We start from the raw sequence: 18153 nt of genomic DNA, 5'->3' as shown, positions 1-18153 counted from the left end.
ATGGAGTTAGTGTTATTGAATGGGCTAATTACATTGAAGAAATAATTCCACCCAACAAATTAACCATAACTATAGAAAAGCTCCCTGAACTTGGTGATAATTATAGAAAAATTACTATGGAGTATTCTGATAAAAGATACAATTATGTAAAGGAGATAATACTATGAAAATTTTAAGTCTCGATACTGCTACCCAATCTGCAACTTGTGCAATCCTTGACGATAGCAAAATCCTTGGTGAAATAACCTTTAACTATAAAAAACAACATTCCCAAATACTCATGCCTATAATTGATGAATTATTCAAAAATACGCAAATGAGCATAGATGATATTGACGCGTTTGTAGCCTCTAAGGGGCCCGGTTCCTTTACAGGCCTTAGAATTGGTATGGCTACCATAAAAGGACTAAGCCAAGGGTCAAATAAGCCCTTTGTAACTGTATCCACCTTGGATTCTTTAGCATACAACTTAGCCTACACCGATGGAATTATATGTCCCATACTAGATGCTTTAAGAGATAATGTTTACACCGCCCTTTATACCTTTAAGGATTGCGAGCTTAATCGTATTAGCGACTACATTAATATATCAGTTGATGAATTAGTAAATATGCTTAAGGATAAGGATTGTAACATATCCTTTGTAGGAGACGGAACCATAAAATTCAAAGAAAAACTTCTAGCTAATTTACCCAAGGTAAGTTTTGCGCCAGACCATCTAAATCTTGCAAAGGCTTCATCCCTTGGCGAATTAGGTCTCAAGCTTTTAAATAATGGAACTTTTGATGACATATATGCATCAGTTCCTATTTACCTACGAAAACCACAAGCTGAGCGTGAGTATGAAGAAAAAATGAGGCAAAAGAAAAATGAATAACGACTTTAAGATTTACCCAATGGATGAATCATCTATTAAATCCATACTCAATATCAGTGAGTTAAGCTTCCCTATTTCTTGGAGTTTAGACTCACTCCAAAGTGAACTAGATAATAAGTTCGCTAAATATGTTGTATTGAAAAAAGGAAATACAATAGTAGGTTATGGTGGGATGTGGGTAATTATAGATGAAGCTCATGTAACTAATATTGCAGTTCACCCCGAAGCTCGTGGAAATGGCGCTGGAAACATTATCGTGGAGGCATTATTTAGAATTTGTAGAAAACATAAAGTTACAGCAATAACTCTCGAGGTTAGGAGTTCAAATTTTATTGCTATAAACTTATATGAAAAATATGGTTTTGAACAAGAAGGTTTAAGACGTCATTATTACGAAGATAACGGTGAGGATGCTGTAATCATGTGGAATAGACATCTATAGCTGAAATATACAAAAGACTAGCAAATAAATGCTAGTCTTTTGTATTTCTATTAATAATTATTTTGTCTGCTTTTATATTTGCTCTCAATATTTTCTTTATGAAGTATAGGAGAAACACTCTTATATAAAGCTAACGTCATTGCAGATAATACAACTCCTTTAAGAATATTAAAAGGAATTATCATCCAAACAACAAAAGAATTTAAATTTGTAATGTTATTATTTATTTTTGATCCCATTGCTACCACTGCAGTTATTGGAAATCCTAATACAGTTTCATATAAAGGTAATACAACGAAATAGTTTAATATAGCTGCGAAAACTGACATAACAATCGTTCCAATTAATAACCCGACCATTGCTCCGCCTTTACTTTTACGAACCTTATATATATACCCAGAAACTAATACTAAACATGACCCTACTAGAAAATTTGCGAGTTCTCCTACTAGTGCGGTACTCCCCGCAAACACTCCATGTAATATGTTTTTAACAAGTTCAATAATAACTCCTGCTATCGGTCCTAATGCAAACGCCCCTAAAAGTGCTGGTAAATCACTAATATCTATTTTTAGGAATGAAGGAAATATAGGTATTGGCAATTCAATATACATTAAAAGAAAAGCTATAACAGCTAAAAGTGAAATTTTAATCATTTTAATAAGTTTTTCGTCTCTCATTTTTATACCCCCTATTTAAATATCTTTAAGGGATGGATATAATAAAAACCCTGATATATAACTATATCAGGGCAAATTCACATATATCACATCTTCTTTTATCCAGACTTTACTGTCGGCTTCGGGATCTAACCGAATCTGCCTTTACGGCTCGCGGGCTTTACCGCCGGTGGGGAACTTCGCCCCGCCCTGAAGATTATTAAATTTTATTTTATACTTTAATTATATACACGTTTTATAAAAAAAGCAAGATATTAGTTATTAGTTTTTCATTGATAATGATATTCTTTTTCTTTTCTCATCAACTTCAATTACGCTAACTTCTACTATATCTCCAACACTAACCACATCTAATGGATGTTTTACAAATTTGTCTGATAACTGACTTATATGCACTAATCCATCTTGATGAACTCCAATATCAACGAATGCTCCAAAATCAGACACATTCCTAACGGTCCCCATAAGTTTCATGCCTGGTTTAAGATCCTTCATTTGAACTACACCAGTTTTTAATATTGGTTTCGGCAATTCCTCTCTTGGATCTCTACCTGGCTTTTTAATTTCTTTTATAATATCCCTAAGAGTTGGGGCCCCTGTTTCTAGTTTTAGTGCAAGTTCATTAAAATTAATATCTTTTATCCTCTCATCAATATCCTTGAAGTTTAAGGATTTAAAATCTTCTTTTGTATAATTTAAAAAATCTAATAACTTTTTAGTAGCTTTATAAGACTCAGGATGTATTGAAGTGTTATCTAAAAATTCGCTGCTCTCCATAACTTTTAAAAAACCTGCACATTGTTCATACGCTTTTGCACCAAGTCTTTTTACCTTTAATAATTCTTTTCTAGCTTTGAACTTACCATTCTCTTCTCTATAAGCTACAATGTTCTGAGCAATAGCAGTGTTTATTCCTGATATATAAGCTAGAAGCGACGGCGTTGCAATATTAAGATCAACACCAACAGCATTAACACAATCCTCAACAACTCCCTTTAAAGACTCATCAAGTTTCTTAGGTGCCACATCATGTTGATATTGACCAACCCCAATAGCTTTAGGATCAATTTTCACAAGTTCCACTAGTGGATCTTGAAGCCTTCTCCCAATAGAAATAGCTCCACGAATTGATACATCTATATCTGGATATTCTTTAGATGCAAGTTCAGATGCTGAATACACTGACGCTCCTGCTTCTGAAACTATAACATAATATAAATCTCTTGAACATTCTTGCTTAAGCTCTGTAATAATTTGGGCTAATATTTCTTCTGACTCACGACTAGCCGTTCCATTACCAAGTGAAACCACTTCTACATTATCTTTAATTACTAAATCTTTAATAATAGCTATAGATTTTTTAACTCCATCCTGACTACCAGCAGTCGCATATACTGTGGCTATATCTAAAACCTTGCCAGTTTCATCAAGCACTGCAATTTTACACCCAGTTCTAAATCCAGGATCAAACCCTAACACTACTTTTCCTTTTATAGGTGACTGCATTAGCAAAGCTTTCAAATTAGCTTTAAAAATATCTATTGCTCCGATTTCACCCTTTTCTGTTAATTCAGATCTTATTTCTCTCTCAATTGATGGGAATATAAGTCTTTTTACTGAATCAATTATGCTTAATTCTATAAATTTATCTGTTTCACTATTGCCCTTTAAGCACTTGTTTCTTAAATATTCAATTATTTTATCATTATCAGCCTTAATTTTCACAGAAAGTATCTTACTTTTTTCTCCTCTATTAATAGCTAGAATTCTATGTGGTGGAATAGTTCTAATTCCTTCTTTATACTCATAATACATTTCAAATGGAGTAGTATCCTCTGAACTTCCCTTAGTTTCTACAGTTCCAAAGTTATGTACTTGCCCTCTAATCCATTTTCTATAATCAGCTTCATCTGAGATCATTTCACTTATAATATCCCCAGCGCCCGCAAGTGCATCTTGAGCATTACTTACCAATTTATCTTCGTTTGCAAACCCCTGTGCGTACTCATTTATATTGCCTTTAAATTCACCACTAAAAATCGTTTCAGCTAATGGCTTAAGCCCCTTTTCTATTGCTATTATAGCTCTTGTTCTTTTTTTAGGCTTATATGGTCTATATATATCCTCAATTTCTGTAAGTGTTTCGCATTTATTTATCGCTTTTTCAATTTCCTGCGTTAATTTTTCTTGCTCACCTATAAGACGTATTACATCTGTTTTCCTTTCATCCAAATTTCTAAGATATATAAGTCTTTCTGTGAAATTTCTAAGTATTATATCATCAAGTCCACCAGTTCTCTCTTTTCTATATCTAGCTATAAATGGAACTGTATTCCCTTCATCTAATAATTGAATCACACTTTCAGCCTGCTCCATAGTTATTGCAAATTCTTTAATTAATCTACTATTTATATTCTCCATATCTTTTGGCTGTCTACAATCATCATAAACAAAATAAATATCATTCTGTATGTTGTTTATTTATTATCTTATAATTAACAGCCAATCCTCCTCACATAATTTATATTTTTAAGTTTAAATAACTAAAATTAACTTGTTTAATCATACCACGATTCCTTCCAACATATCTATATAGAATATAGAAATTTATAGGAGAAATGTATGGAAAAACCAAAATCTTCATTTTTATTAATCTTTTTTCTTTTATTGTTATTTTATAGTACACATGTATATTATACCTTATATAGGTTCAATCCTACAAACGTAGGGCAAAATATAAAGTATATCTCGTCTGATCAATTTAAAGGTAGATTGCCTGGTACTTTAGAAAATCAGGAAATTGCTGAATATATTAACACTGAATTGAAAAATAGTGGTTTAAAGCCTTATAAAGGCAAAGAGTTTCTAAACTTCAAAGTAAAATATCCAAAAATAATTAAAGGCAGTCCATATTTGAAAGTATATGATAAAAATGGAACTATAATAAAAAATTTTGTTTATAGCAAAGATTTCAAAGAAGATATGGTAAACTTCCGAACAAACCATTTAACTTTTAACAAAAGCAATGTTACAGCAATAAATAAAAACTACATAAAACTAAGTACCACGGACGGCCCGTTCATATTATTTGTCCCTCCTAACAATAATTTATCTTTTAGAAGTTCTTTTATCAATGGATCTAAATACAATATGTATATTATGGTCACTAGTAAAGCCCTTGCAAGCCTCAAAACTTTAATAGCTAATAACAATACAGTAAATTGTTTCATTCCATATGAGGTCTCTGAAGCTAATATAAGTAATGTTATGGGCTATATAGAAGGCACCGATACCTCTATTTCGCCAATAATCGTTTCTGCACATTTTGATCATATAGGAACAGATTTAAATGGCACTATATATAATGGTGCTCTAGATAATGCATCCGGACTTTCTTTTATGCTAGAAATGAGCAAATACCTAACTTCACTTGGCAAACCCAATCGTAGCATTCTTTTCATAGGCTTTAATGCAGAAGAATTCGGCTGCTTAGGTTCAACACAATTTATCACAAAATATAAATCTAACATAACGAAGAGTAAAGTTTTTAATTTTGACATGATTGGAAGTAATAACAATATACCACTTTGCATCATGGGAGCAAAAAAAGACACAACTAAAACACCTTTTATAAAATCTGTTTCAAGTATATGCAAAAGTGAGAATATCTTTTTTAATTATCTTTTTGAAGATGCAAGTGACCATGAAGGCTTTAGGAAGCAAAATATTGACGCCATAACCTTTTGTGACAATGATATGACGCGTATACACACGCCAGAAGATACTTATGATCATATAAGTTTAGCTGCCATAAAAAGGTGTTATGATGTAGCTTCTAAAGCAATAGTTAAATGTACTTTTAAGGACAATTTTATTATCTTATATTACAAAGAATGTTTTATTATATCTATAATTGGAACTCTAGTGGTATCTTTACTTTATAATAAGAGTAATAAAACCTTTTAGTATATATTATGCGAAATCTATATATTAGTGGAATCTCGAATTGTTTCTTGACATATTATTATTTTTATTCTATGATTAATTTTAAAGTACCCTATTATTAGAAGTTAATATACCCAATATAGAGAAAAGTACTAATAAAATTAATACTTTTCGGGATGCGGGTTTTTTTGTATTTAGTTTAAATTTTTTTATTTATTAGGAGGAGAGTAATTATGGCAAAAGGGAAAAAATTTGTAGAATCTATTACCTCTATGGACGAAGATTTTGCAAAATGGTATACCGATATTGTAAAAAAAGCAGAACTTGCTGATTATGCGAGCGTTAGAGGTTGCATGGTAATCAGGCCTTATGGTTATGCAATATGGGAAAATATTCAAAAGATTTTGGATAAGATGTTTAAAGATACAGGTCATGAAAATGTATATATGCCAATGTTCATTCCTGAGAGCTTACTTGAAAAGGAAAAAGACCACGTTAAAGGTTTTGCTCCAGAGGTTGCTTGGGTAACACACGGTGGTAACGAACTACTCGCAGAAAGGCTTTGCGTAAGACCTACTTCCGAAACATTATTTTGTGATCACTATTCAAAAATAATTCAATCGTACAACGATCTTCCTAAATTATATAATCAATGGTGTTCTGTAGTTCGATGGGAAAAAACCACAAGACCTTTTCTTAGAAGTTCAGAATTTTTATGGCAAGAAGGGCATACTGCACATGCCACTGAAGCAGAGGCTAAAGAAGAAACTCTTAAAATGCTTAATATATATGCTAAATTTTGCGAGGAAACCCTTGCTATTCCAGTTATAAAAGGCAAAAAGACAGAAAAAGAAAAATTTGCTGGAGCAAATGAAACTTACACAATTGAAAGTTTAATGCATGATGGTAAAGCACTACAATGCGGAACCTCTCATAATTTTGGAGATGGTTTTGCAAAAGCTTTTAACATCCAGTATTCAGATAAAACCGGTAAACTTGCTTATGTACACCAAACTTCTTGGGGTATGTCTACAAGACTTATAGGTGCTTTAATTATGGTTCATGGCGATGATAACGGCTTAATACTTCCACCAGCAATAGCGCCAATTCAGCTTATGATTGTTCCAGTTGCACAACATAAAGAAGGCGTAATTGAAAAAGCAACAGAACTTAAGAATATGTTATCAAAAGTTGCTAGAGTAAAAATAGATATTAGTGATAAAATGCCCGGTTGGAAATTCAGTGAATATGAAATGAAAGGTGTTCCACTTAGACTTGAAGTTGGTCCAAAAGATATAGAAAAAAATCAAGTTGTATTAGTAAGACGAGATACCCGTGAAAAATTATTTGTTCCTATGGATGAACTAGAATCAAAAATTCCAGAACTTTTAATTGATATTCAAAAATCTCTCTTTGAAAAAGCTAAAGATGCACAAGACAATAGAACCTTTAATGCAAAAACAGTTGAAGAATTAAAAGAAATTCTTGATAAAACTTTAGGTTTTGTTAATGCTCCATGGTGTGGAGACCTTGCTTGCGAAGAAAAAGTAAAAGAAGTTGCTGGTGCATCATCTAGATGTATGCCATTTGACCAGTCAGAGGATGCAGGTGTTTGCTTATGTTGTGGCAAACCAGCTAAAGCAAATGTTATCTGGGGAAGAGCTTATTAAAGTATCTCCTAAACCATTAAGTCTTAAATTTAAACTGTATTTAAAAATCATCTCACTTTTTTAATAAGTGAGGCGATTTTTAAATGCGTTCCATTTTTGTTGAATGCATGTATTCCTTTTGTTATAATAATATTAATAAAAGTTAATATTATTATTTACTTTTATTAATACACATATTTGTAGGTGATAATAATGTCAGGATCCCAAATAACTAAAAAAGCTCTTGCACTATCAATTAAGAAATTAATGGAAACAATTCCATTATCAAAAATTTCAATTCGTCAAATTGCAGATAATTGTGGCGTTAACAGACAAACCTTTTATTATCATTTTAAAGATAAATTCGATCTTGTAAACTGGATTTATTATACTGAGGCAATAGAAAATTTAGCCGGTGACACAAACTATGAACATTGGACTGATGCCATGTATAAAACTTTAACCTATTTAATGAACAATAAATCCTTTTATACTAATGCTCTTAATACTCCTGGTCAAAATGCATTTGATGGATATCTTTTTAAAGAAACCTACGATCTAATTATGGGTGTAGTAAACGATGTTTCCTCTGGCATAAAAGTTTCAACTACTGACAAAAGTTTTATTGCAGATTTTTACACTCATGCTTTTGTAGGTATAACAGTACAGTGGATAAAAAATAGTATGAATGAACCTCCAAAAGTAATGGTAAATAAATTAAACGAGGTAGTCGAAGGAAGTATGTTAGGTGCTTTAACTAGATATACTATTTTATCCATATAAATATAACAATGTAATCATATTGAGGCAATGTCAAATGTTTTTATTTTATGTATTCTTTGTTATTGCCTTATGTGCCTTTTTCTTCCTAGTTGTCTTATTTCCAACGCCTCCGGACATTACGCTTATATTTCCATCAACTTCTAATACTGCCATATCCACTTGTTCAATCTTAGAGACTCCATGTTCCCTAATAACTTCCATAATTTCATTCATTGAAATTTTAGCTTTAATTATATTTTTTTTGTTGATTTTACCATTATAAATTAATAGCAGTGGTTCTCCTTGTATTAACTTATTAAATTCAGGAAAACGATACATTATATTTTTAAATAGATAATCTACTGCAAATAGTGAAGTAGCGGCTACTATTCCACCTCCTAGCGTTGAATTCGTACCTACCATTGCATTCTGAACGGCATTACTTATAAGCAAAATAAAAACTAAATCAATTACCGATAATTGAGCTAACTCATTTTTCCCAAACAATCTTATAGCAAATACAATAAAAATATATACACTTGCTGAACTTAATACAATTTTCAAATATGGCAATATTATTGTTATCATAATCCACCTCGATTCAATAATTTATTATTAACTTAATAGTCATTTTTTATTTAAGTATTATTTTACCATAATTACATCATCATAACCAGTTATAATTTCTTAATTCAAATTATTATATAGGACTTTATATGTAAATTAAATTAAGAAAAAACAGTAGAATATTTAATCTTCTACTGTTTTTTCTTATTTATAACTATAAAAATCATCTATTTCTTACTTTGTCTTAAATATCCTTCAATAAAAACATCAATATCCCCATCCATAACCGACTCTACATTTCCTACTTCTATATTAGTTCTATGATCCTTAACCATGCTATATGGATGAAATACATATGATCTAATTTGACTTCCCCAGCCATTCTCCTTTAAATCTCCGGTTAAGTCTTCTATCCTATCCTTTTTCTCTCTTTCCTGTAAAATCAAGAGTTTTGCCATAAGCATCTTCATTGCAGTTTGTCTATTGCTATGCTGACTTCGCTCATTTTGACATTGCACTACAATACCAGTAGGAATATGAGTAATCCTTATAGCAGAATCGGTTTTATTTACATGTTGGCCTCCTGCGCCTCCAGATCTATATGTATCTATTCTAAGGTCATCAGGCTTTATGTCAATATCTTGATCCTCGGTAAGTTCTGGAAGCACTTCACAAGATGCAAATGAAGTTTGTCTCTTACCATTAGCATTAAAAGGCGAAATTCTTACTAATCTGTGCACGCCCTTTTCAGCCATTAAATATCCATAAGCATACTCACCTGTTATTTTTAATGTAACTGCTTTAATACCTGCCTCATCAGAGGGTTGGTAATCTAGTACTTCAACTTTATATCCTTTTTTTTCGCACCATCTTGAGTACATTCTATAAAGCATTTCTGTCCAATCTTGAGCATCACTTCCACCTGCACCGGTATGAAGTGTTAAAATAGCATTATTCTTATCATATTTTCCAGACAATAAAATTTCTAACCTAAACTGATCAGCAATATGAACTAAATCTTTAAGTTCGGCTTTTATTTCTTCTAAAGAGGAATCATCTTCTTCATCGGAGCTTAACTGCGTTAACATTTCCAGGTCTTCTATCTTACTAAGTAATAGATTAAATCTATCAATTTTATCCTTAATTCCCTTAGCTAACTTAGTAATTTGTTGAGCCCTCGGAATATCTTCCCAAAAGCTAGTTTCCTGCATTTTAAACTCATATTCCTTTAATTCCTTTACCATAGATGCTACGTCAAAGAGACACCCTTATCTCTTCGACATTGCCTTTCAATATGTTTATTTCGCTTAATATTTCTTCAATTAATATTATCAATATTAACACCCCTTTTATTATATTAATCATCTCCTTGGTCGCTGCAACAGATTAGAAGAAGATGAATTGACGACTTCAGAAGGATATTTGTACATTCCCCGATGATTTATTTTTCTTAAGTAGTCACTCAAACTTTAGAAGTAGGGGACTTACCTTCTAAAATGTCATTAAAAAGAGACATGCAACGTAAATTGTATGCCTCCTTTTTAGATTCAAATTATAACTTCATACTATAACTATCCTCTACCACAACAGTTTTTATATTTTTTCCCTGAACCACAAGGACATTCATCGTTTCTTCCTACTTTAACTTCTTTCTTAGTTGGTTCTTTTTTAACAGAATCATCGTGATTAGTTGATGTGATTTGCGCAACCATTTCTCTCTCTGGTGCTCTTTCAATTTGAACATGGAATAAGTATTTAATAGTTTCTGTCTTGATATTATAAATCATTTCAGCAAACATATCACTACCTTCCATTTGGTAAGCTTGTGTAGGATCTTGTTGCTTGTAAGCGCGAAGTCCAATACCTTGCTTTAAATGTTCCATATCATCAATATGGTCCATCCATTTACTATCTACTACTCTTAAAAGAATAACTCTTTCAACTTCTCTTATTTGTTCATCGCCAAAATCTTCTCCCCTTTGGGCATAGATTGTATGAGCGATTTCTAGAAGCTTTTCTTTAATTTCTTCATTAGTTAATTTACCAAGTTCATCTACTGTAACCATACCTTTTGGAAGAAATATTTCCTCAAAATAGCTAATTAATTTCGCAAGTTCTGCATCTAATTCTTCTTCTACCTCAGTAATATGTGAATCAACTGTTGTAAAAATGATATCTTTTAGCATATCTTCAATTTGTTCCTTAGTATTTTCACCTTGAAGAACTTCTGTTCTTTGTCTATAAATTATTTCTCTTTGTTGGTTCATTACATCATCATATTGAACAACATTTTTTCTTATATCAAAATTATTTCCTTCAACCTTCTTTTGAGCACTTTCTATAGCACCACTAACCATTTTACTTTCAATCGCATCTTCATCAGTTAATCCTAATTTTCCTACAACACCTTGAAGTCTTTCTGACCCAAATATTCTCATTAAGTCATCTTCAAGTGATATATAAAATCTTGTACTTCCTGGATCCCCTTGACGACCGGCACGACCTCTAAGTTGATTATCAATACGCCTAGATTCATGTCTTTCAGTTCCTATTATTTTAAGTCCACCAACTTCAACAACACCATCAAAAAGTTTAATATCTGTACCACGCCCTGCCATATTGGTTGCTATAGTAACCATTCCAAGTGAACCTGCATGAGCTATTATATCCGCTTCTTTTTCATGGTATTTAGCATTAAGCACTTGATGAGGAACTCCTTTTCTCTTAAGCATCTCAGATAATAATTCTGATTTCTCTATACTTACAGTACCTACAAGAACCGGTTGGTTACACTTATGGGTTTCAACTATTTCATCTATAATAGCATTATATTTTCCTTTAACAGTTTTAAAAACTAAATCTGCATTATCAAGTCTTACTAAAGGCATATTTGTAGGTATTACTATTACATCAAGTCCATATATTTCTCTAAACTCATTTTCTTCTGTAAGAGCAGTACCTGTCATACCTGCAAGCTTTGTATACATCCTAAAATAGTTCTGAAAGGTAATAGTTGCAAGAGTTTTAGACTCCTTCTCAATTTTTACACCCTCTTTTGCTTCAATCGCTTGGTGAAGTCCATCACTATATCTTCTACCTTCCATAAGTCTTCCAGTAAATTCATCTACAATAATGACTTCTCCATCTTTATCCATGTAATCTTTATCTTTTTTCATAATATAGTTTGCTTTTAAAGCTTGAACTACATGATGTTGTATGTTCATATTTTCTGCGTCAGCATAATTCTCTAAGCTAAAAAATTTTTCAGCTTTATCTATACCTTCATCAGACATTATAACAGCACTAGCTTTTTCATCTATTGTGTAATCTTCTTCTTTTACTAATGTCTTTACAAAATGATCTGCTACTTTATAAAAATCTGTAGATTTTTCTCCTTCTCCAGATATTATAAGTGGTGTCCTAGCTTCATCTATTAATATAGAATCTACCTCATCCACAATTACAAAGTTTAATTTCCTTTGAACTCTTTCTTCTTTATAAACAACCATATTATCTCTTAGATAATCAAATCCGAATTCATTATTTGTACCATATGTTATATCTGCATTATAAGCCGCTTGCCTTTGGGTTTGATCTATATCATGAATAATTACGCCCACTGTAAGACCTAAAAACTCATGTATTTTACCCATATCCTCTTTATCTCTTTTAGCAAGATAGTCATTAACTGTAATTATGTGAACGCCTTTTCCTGTTAGAGCATTCAAATATGATGGAAGTGTAGCTACAAGGGTCTTTCCTTCACCAGTCTTCATCTCTGTTATTCTTCCTTGGTGAAGTACTATTCCTCCAATTAGTTGCACTCTAAAATGCTTCATTTTAAGAACTCTCCACGAAGCTTCTCTAACTACTGCAAATGCTTCAGGCAAAATATCTTCTAAAGTCTTTCCATTACTCAAACTGGTTTTAAATTCATCTGTTTTTGCTCTAAGTTCTTCATCACTTAGGTTAGTCATTATTGGATCTAATTTTTCTATTTCATCAACTGTTGAAATTATTCTTTTTATTTCTCTGTCACTATAACTTCCAAATAATTTTTTAATTAAATTCATAATTTTCATCCTCACTATTCTTTTTAATACTTCCAAATATACACTTGTAAAGTATACCACTTAATTTACTTCTATTCAACTTACACAATTTGATATTTTTCATAGATTTATCATTCTTTTTATTTTATTTTTTATTCTCAAAGTTAAAAAAGGATTAAAGTAAAAATAATTACTTTAATCCTTCAAATTTTAAAATTGTGGTTCTATTAAACCGTAATTTCCATCTTTTCTTTTATAAACTACATTTACTTCTGAATTACCATTTACATCTGAACTACCATCGCTCATATATACAAAGAAACTATGACCAACTAATTCCATTTGAAGTACTGCTTCTTCAGCTGACATAGGCTTAAATGCAAACTTCTTCGTCTTTACTATTTTAGGATCTAATCCACCATCTTCACTATTATCATATTGTGGTATGCCCTGAAATTTAAGAGATGTTCCTTTATTCCTTTTTTCTAATTTTGTTTTATTCTTTCTAATTTGTCTTTCTAATTTGTCAACAACAAGATCTAAAGCTGTATACATATCATCACTTACTTCTTCTGATCTCAAAACAACTCCATTAAAAGGTATTGTAATTTCTATAGTATGTCTGTTCTTATGGACACTCATGGTTGTCTGAGCTTCCACATCTGGATTAAAATACTTATCTAATCTAGATATTTTCTTATCTATCATATTCTTTAAGGCTTCTGTTACTTCCATGTTTTTTCCCATTACATTAACTTTCATACGTACAACCCCTCTCTAATATCCACATAATGCTTTATAATTAAGCATGCTATATGTTTTGTAACTCAATTCTATTACACTTAATGCTAAATAGCAACCATAAAATCAGAATTTACGTAATATTAAAGCAATTTAAATTGTAATCTATTATTATTTCTAATTAATACCCTATTTATTTAAATTAATTATGAATTAATTGCTATTACTTTTACATCTCAAACGTTTACATGTTTTTTTTAATAAAACTCCTAATATAATATTAGGAGTTTTATATAGTAAGTTAGTTGACCTGGTCTTTGCCCCCACACTCGCCTGCTGGAGCTTTTGCTACCCAGAATTACCTTCTCACTACTAACACTCTCGCCCGTTAAAACGGCAGGACTAACCTCTAAGCCGCACCATGCTCACTAAACTTTGTTTAACTTACGTGGATCGTTTCGCCTGCGACTGGCCTCGACTTGCAACCACAAACCTAACTTACTACAATAAATATTATACATTACTTTTGGCTATAGTCAATATAAAAATATTAATTGCTCCATTCACTTTTAACATATGTGCGCAATGAAATGCTGTAGCTCCAGTAGTTATAACATCATCTACTAGTAAAATTTTTTTATTTTTTATAAACTCGTTCTCTTTAATTTCAAAGCATTTTTTCATATTATCCCATCTTTGATCACCACTTAGACCTATTTGGTCTTTAGTATCTTCCGTTTTAACCAAATTGCAAATTACTGGGATGTTCAAAAATCTTGATAAATATTTTGCCAAAAACTCACTTTGATTATACCCTCTATTTTTTAAAGCTTTTTTTGTCATAGGTACATAAGATATTAAATCAAATTTTAATTCATTATCTTTAACAGATTCTAACATATACTTAGCCAAAATTTCACCACATATAAAATCATTTTTATATTTAAGTCTAATAATTAATTCTTTAACTATACTCGAATAATAAAACACTGACCTCGCATTATACTCTTCCGCGCAATGCCCTATATAAAAGCTTTCCTCACAACGCCTAAGTTTCTTCCTACACACAGTACATAATGCTTCACTTTCCTCACTATATCCATTGCATATCACGCATGACTCATCACCAGAATATATAATTTGAACTAAACAATAAAGTATCTTTTTTATATATTTAATAATCCTCTTTCCCACGCTTTCTCATTAAATTTACTAGCCATGCTTTTCGCTTTATCCATTTGAACAGTTTGATCATTAGCTAAAAATATAGCCTCACCCCTTTGTATATTCTCAAATCTTCCAACTTTACTTGATAAGAAAAACAGCTGTTTGTAATCAAATTTAACATCATCAGCAAAGTAAACCATAACATCAACAGAATGAAATTCTAAATAGTTTTCTTCAAAATCATTTGTTACTAGTATTCCCTTATCTTTATTCATAAAGTTTATTTTAATATTATAATCACTTCTACTTTTAACAAATAAAACTATATTCTCACTTAGCTTTTTTTTAAAATTACTTAGGTATGCAAATACTGACATAGCCTTTTGTGCATCCGGTATAAATATTATTACCTTTCTGTTAGATATTATTGACCAATTTAAATATTCATAAACCACTAAAGGTATATCCAAACTAAGATTTATTCTTGTAGTTATAATTCTAGGCTCAATAATTGGAATATTAGCATTTTTAAGTGGAAACATAATAGTATTAGCATCACTTAAAACGTTTTCTACGCAATAGGCTATGGCTAAGCCATTTTGACCTCTCGTTTTTAGTAATATGTCTTTTATTTGTTCTTTGTTAAACTTTGGAAAACTTCGAATATCATTATAAATAACCAAATCAAATTTTCCTTTTAATTTTAATGCATTCTCATAGTCGCATATATATAAGTGACCATTTTCACCTTTATAATTTATTGTAGATGAATACACATAATAACTCAAATTACTAAATTTATTAATATAATAAAGAATATCAATGTTACGTTCATCTTCATTAGTTATATATAATATGTTTTTGTTTTCGCTTGCATATGCAACTATTGTTTTTAAGAATATATCAGAGGAATTGTAAAAAACAGATACAACATCAATATTGTTTTCACCATTTATATAAGATTTAAAAATTTTCTTACTAATTTCTTCTTTTTCCTCACTAAGGTTTAATTTTTCGTAGTAAACCATGCAAAATCCCCTTTATACATAAATATTTTTATAACACTATGTTAATATTAATCTAGGCTCAAATTTGCATCTACTATTTGTTTTATTCTAAAGCCCAGTGCAGAATATCTCTCAAAACTTCTGTTATTATCTTTCATGAAACTAATAGCTTTTCTCTCTCCAACTAAGACAACCATATTTTTCGCCCTAGTTATCCCTGTATAGAGCAAATTCCTGTTCATTAAAAGTGGTGGTCCCATAAACATAGGCATAATTACAACTTCAAACTCACTTCCTTGACTCTTATGTATTGTTATAGCATAAGCAAGCATTAGTTCATCCAAATTTACACCCTCATATTCTACCCGTTTATCGTCATCAAAAATAACAACAACATTTTCATTATCTTCATTAATGTCTTCTACATACCCTACATCACCATTAAAGATCCCAGTACCATCTTCTGCTTTTGCACTTATTTTATGCCACTTCATTGAGTAATTATTTTTTATTTGCATAACCTTATCCCCAACCCTAAAGATAGTATTCCTATATTCCTTTTCTTTTTTGCCTTTAATTTTAGGATTTAATATCTTCTGAAGTTCTACATTTAAATTTTCTATACCAAGTATTCCTTTTCTCATAGGCGATAGTATTTGTATATTTCTCATTTTATCCCAATGTTTATTAAAATTTGGTAGTCTTGTATTTATTAAAGTTATTATACTATTTAAAATTTTATCCGGGTCATTATTTTCAATAAAATAAAAATCTTTATCTCTTTTATTTAAAATTGGCATTTCACCGTTATTAATCTTATGAGCATTTACAATGATCATACTTTCTTGTGCTTGCCTAAAAATCTCCTTAAGTTTAACCACTTTGACACTTTTACTATCAATAAGATCTCTTAGAACATTACCCGGACCCACTGATGGCAATTGATCAACGTCACCAACTATTATAAGCCTAGTCCCTATGGTAATTGCATTTAACAAACTATTCATAAGCATTATGTCTATCATGGATGCTTCATCAACAATTAATACATCACAATCCAATGGAGATTCCTCGCTTTTAGTGAACTGAGAGCTATCATCTCCCCCTACACCTAGTTCCAATAACCTATGTATTGTTTTTGCTTCTCGTCCAGTAGCTTCGGTCATTCTTTTTGCAGCACGACCTGTAGGTGCAGCCATATAAACCTTTAATCCTGCTTTTTCAAACATCTCTAAAATACAATTTATTATAGTCGTTTTACCAGTACCAGGACCTCCGGTTATAATCTCAATACTATTTTCCATTGCGCCACAAATTGCTGTCTTTTGAGAATCCGCAAATTGTATGCTTTTTTCTTTCTCAAAATTATTAATCTTTTCTTCTATATCTATTTCTAATTCTTCATACTGTTCTATAGATAAAGTTATTATTTTTTTAGTTATACTTAATTCGCAATAATAAAAAGGCATAGTAAAAACACAATCTTCTTCATCTATATTCTCGATTTTTAATTTTCCCTGTAATACACTATCATATATATTTTTCTCAACTTCCTCATCAGTTACCCCGAGAATGTTTTTAGATTGCTTGTATAATTTTAGTAACGGCATATAAGTATTTCCCATAGAACAAAATTCATTAACCACATAATTAATTCCACTTTGTATTCTAAATGGTGATTCTTTATCAATTCCTAAACTTCGTGCAATCTTATCTGCAATTTTAAATCCTACACCAGCGATGGTTTCAGTTAACACATATGGATTATCTTGAACTACTTTTATAGAGTCTGCTCCATATTTTTTATATATTTTTACACATTGACTAGGTGTTACTCCATATGTTTGAAGAAATATCATAATATTTTTAACTTCACGTTGTTTAGAATACGATTCAAATATTAACTGAATCTTCTTTTGTCCTATTCCATCAATTTGTTTTAATTTTTCTATTTCATTATCTAATATATTCATAGTGTCTTCACCAAATTGTTGTACAATTTTCTTAGCAGTTACAGGTCCAATCCCTTGAATAACTCCTGAAGATAAATATTTTTCTATACCCACAAGTGAACTTGGTATAATTTCCTCACATGACATTATCTTAAACTGCTTTCCGAATTGAGGATGATTAACCCATTCTCCATTTAATTTTAGATTCTGACCTTCACTTATGTATGGCACTATGCCAACCACTGTTATTTGTTTTTTATTATCATTTAAATGAGCAATTATATATCCATTGTCTTCATTATGAAATACTAT

General features: G+C 30.9%; 14 protein-coding genes, 1 pseudogene and 1 riboswitch. Of the genes and pseudogenes, 6 read left to right on the top strand and 9 right to left on the bottom strand.

Annotated features, from left to right (window positions below):
• The 3 genes and pseudogenes from Q0649_RS06855 to rimI form a co-directional block, all read left to right on the top strand.
• Nucleotides 1-167, top strand: a pseudogene (locus Q0649_RS06855) (tRNA (adenosine(37)-N6)-threonylcarbamoyltransferase complex ATPase subunit type 1 TsaE); the annotation flags it as partial.
• Nucleotides 164-877 (top strand): tRNA (adenosine(37)-N6)-threonylcarbamoyltransferase complex dimerization subunit type 1 TsaB, encoded by a 714-nt coding sequence (gene tsaB, locus Q0649_RS06850; RefSeq protein ID WP_298839212.1) that lies wholly within the window; start codon nt 164-166, stop codon nt 875-877. The pseudogene Q0649_RS06855 and the gene tsaB, both read left to right, overlap by 4 nt.
• Entirely contained in the window at nt 870-1319 is a 450-nt protein-coding gene (rimI, locus tag Q0649_RS06845) for a ribosomal protein S18-alanine N-acetyltransferase (RefSeq protein ID WP_298839209.1), read from the top strand. The genes tsaB and rimI overlap by 8 nt, the downstream gene beginning before the upstream one ends.
• 50 nt (nt 1320-1369) lie before the next feature.
• Here rimI and Q0649_RS06840 read toward each other — a convergent pair whose 3' ends face one another.
• Entirely contained in the window at nt 1370-1999 is a 630-nt protein-coding gene (locus Q0649_RS06840; RefSeq protein WP_298839208.1) for an ECF transporter S component, read from the bottom strand.
• Nucleotides 2000-2085: 86 nt separating this feature from the next.
• A riboswitch (FMN riboswitch) is annotated at nt 2086-2200 on the bottom strand.
• Between the two features lie 60 nt (nt 2201-2260).
• Nucleotides 2261-4420 carry a Tex family protein gene (locus Q0649_RS06835; RefSeq protein ID WP_298839207.1) on the bottom strand — a complete coding sequence of 720 codons (2160 nt, stop codon included), beginning with the start codon at nt 4418-4420 and terminating at the stop codon, nt 2261-2263.
• Between the two features lie 201 nt (nt 4421-4621).
• On the opposite strand from Q0649_RS06835, the gene Q0649_RS06830 reads away from it, so the two are divergent.
• The 3 genes from Q0649_RS06830 to dhaS all read left to right on the top strand — a co-directional run bounded on the left by Q0649_RS06830 (nt 4622) and on the right by dhaS (nt 8376).
• Nucleotides 4622-5965 (top strand): M28 family metallopeptidase, encoded by a 1344-nt coding sequence (locus Q0649_RS06830; protein WP_298839205.1) that lies wholly within the window; start codon nt 4622-4624, stop codon nt 5963-5965.
• A gap of 212 nt (nt 5966-6177) precedes the next feature.
• Nucleotides 6178-7614, top strand: coding sequence for a proline--tRNA ligase (proS, locus tag Q0649_RS06825; RefSeq protein WP_298839203.1), 1437 nt, complete (start codon nt 6178-6180; stop codon nt 7612-7614).
• 192 nt (nt 7615-7806) lie between these two features.
• Entirely contained in the window at nt 7807-8376 is a 570-nt protein-coding gene (gene dhaS, locus Q0649_RS06820; RefSeq protein ID WP_298839201.1) for a dihydroxyacetone kinase transcriptional activator DhaS, read from the top strand.
• Nucleotides 8377-8421: 45 nt separating this feature from the next.
• On the opposite strand, the gene Q0649_RS06815 is transcribed toward dhaS, so the two are convergent.
• The 7 genes from Q0649_RS06815 to Q0649_RS06785 all read right to left on the bottom strand — a co-directional run.
• Complete coding sequence (locus Q0649_RS06815; RefSeq protein ID WP_298839198.1) at nt 8422-8943, bottom strand: DUF421 domain-containing protein; 522 nt, start codon at nt 8941-8943, stop codon at nt 8422-8424.
• 206 nt (nt 8944-9149) lie between these two features.
• A protein-coding gene (gene prfB, locus Q0649_RS06810) for a peptide chain release factor 2 (protein WP_298839195.1) occupies nt 9150-10257 on the bottom strand; the annotation gives its coding sequence in 2 pieces (ribosomal slippage) (nt 9150-10178 and nt 10180-10257; 1107 coding nt in all).
• A 236-nt stretch (nt 10258-10493) separates the two neighbouring features.
• Nucleotides 10494-12995 carry a preprotein translocase subunit SecA gene (gene secA, locus Q0649_RS06805; RefSeq protein WP_298839192.1) on the bottom strand — a complete coding sequence of 834 codons (2502 nt, stop codon included), beginning with the start codon at nt 12993-12995 and terminating at the stop codon, nt 10494-10496.
• 189 nt (nt 12996-13184) lie between these two features.
• Complete coding sequence (gene raiA / locus Q0649_RS06800) at nt 13185-13736, bottom strand: ribosome hibernation-promoting factor, HPF/YfiA family (RefSeq protein ID WP_298839190.1); 552 nt, start codon at nt 13734-13736, stop codon at nt 13185-13187.
• Between the two features lie 492 nt (nt 13737-14228).
• Nucleotides 14229-14828, bottom strand: a complete 600-nt coding sequence (locus tag Q0649_RS06795) for a ComF family protein (RefSeq protein WP_298839187.1) — start codon at nt 14826-14828, stop codon at nt 14229-14231.
• Nucleotides 14829-14881: 53 nt separating this feature from the next.
• Entirely contained in the window at nt 14882-15910 is a 1029-nt protein-coding gene (locus Q0649_RS06790; protein ID WP_298839184.1) for a hypothetical protein, read from the bottom strand.
• Nucleotides 15911-15957: 47 nt separating this feature from the next.
• On the bottom strand, nt 15958-18153 hold a 2196-nt coding region (locus Q0649_RS06785), incomplete at its 5' end, for an ATP-dependent RecD-like DNA helicase (protein WP_298839181.1).

The sequence above is a fragment of the uncultured Clostridium sp. genome, assembly GCF_937920395.1.
Taxonomy (GTDB): Bacteria; Bacillota; Clostridia; order Clostridiales; family Clostridiaceae; genus Clostridium_AD.
This window is presented reverse-complemented; position numbering and strand designations above follow the sequence as displayed.

Coding starts and splice junctions, on each gene's coding strand:
- tsaB (WP_298839212.1), top strand. CDS start 164: ATGAAAATTTTAAGTCTCGATACTGCTACCCAATCTGCAACTTGTGCA.
- rimI (WP_298839209.1), top strand. CDS start 870: ATGAATAACGACTTTAAGATTTACCCAATGGATGAATCATCTATTAAA.
- Q0649_RS06840 (WP_298839208.1), bottom strand. CDS start 1,999: ATGAGAGACGAAAAACTTATTAAAATGATTAAAATTTCACTTTTAGCT.
- Q0649_RS06835 (WP_298839207.1), bottom strand. CDS start 4,420: ATGGAGAATATAAATAGTAGATTAATTAAAGAATTTGCAATAACTATG.
- Q0649_RS06830 (WP_298839205.1), top strand. CDS start 4,622: ATGGAAAAACCAAAATCTTCATTTTTATTAATCTTTTTTCTTTTATTG.
- proS (WP_298839203.1), top strand. CDS start 6,178: ATGGCAAAAGGGAAAAAATTTGTAGAATCTATTACCTCTATGGACGAA.
- dhaS (WP_298839201.1), top strand. CDS start 7,807: ATGTCAGGATCCCAAATAACTAAAAAAGCTCTTGCACTATCAATTAAG.
- Q0649_RS06815 (WP_298839198.1), bottom strand. CDS start 8,943: ATGATAACAATAATATTGCCATATTTGAAAATTGTATTAAGTTCAGCA.
- secA (WP_298839192.1), bottom strand. CDS start 12,995: ATGAATTTAATTAAAAAATTATTTGGAAGTTATAGTGACAGAGAAATA.
- raiA (WP_298839190.1), bottom strand. CDS start 13,736: ATGAAAGTTAATGTAATGGGAAAAAACATGGAAGTAACAGAAGCCTTA.
- Q0649_RS06790 (WP_298839184.1), bottom strand. CDS start 15,910: ATGGTTTACTACGAAAAATTAAACCTTAGTGAGGAAAAAGAAGAAATT.